Source organism: Seonamhaeicola marinus (assembly GCF_008085455.1).
In genome coordinates this window covers 1-328 of sequence record NZ_VSDQ01000191.1, presented here as the reverse complement: position 1 = coordinate 328, position 328 = coordinate 1, and the positions used below count along the sequence as shown (strand labels likewise).

1 rRNA gene is annotated in these 328 nt (G+C 39.6%); it reads left to right on the top strand.

The window, feature by feature from the left end:
• Positions 1-129 (top strand): 16S ribosomal RNA (locus tag FUA24_RS02950); the annotation flags it as partial.
• Positions 130-328: the final 199 nt, after the last annotated feature.

The following is a 328-nucleotide window of genomic DNA, read 5'->3' as shown; positions in this document are numbered from 1 at the left end:
GTCAAGCCATGGAAGCTGGGAGTGCCTGAAGTCCGTCACCGTAAGGAGCGGCCTAGGGTAAAATCGGTAACTAGGGCTAAGTCGTAACAAGGTAGCCGTACCGGAAGGTGCGGCTGGAACACCTCCTTTCTAGAGAAAGACGACTAGTAGTGTAATTTTTTTAAGAAAGAAATAGTTTATTCTTCTTGCTGTTAATTTAAAGATATACTAGTTATTAGTTTCTAGTTGTTAGTTATTAGTATAACAACCAATAATTAATAATAAGAGACCAATAACCAAAGAGTAACAGTCTCATAGCTCAGCTGGTTAGAGCGCTACACTGATAATG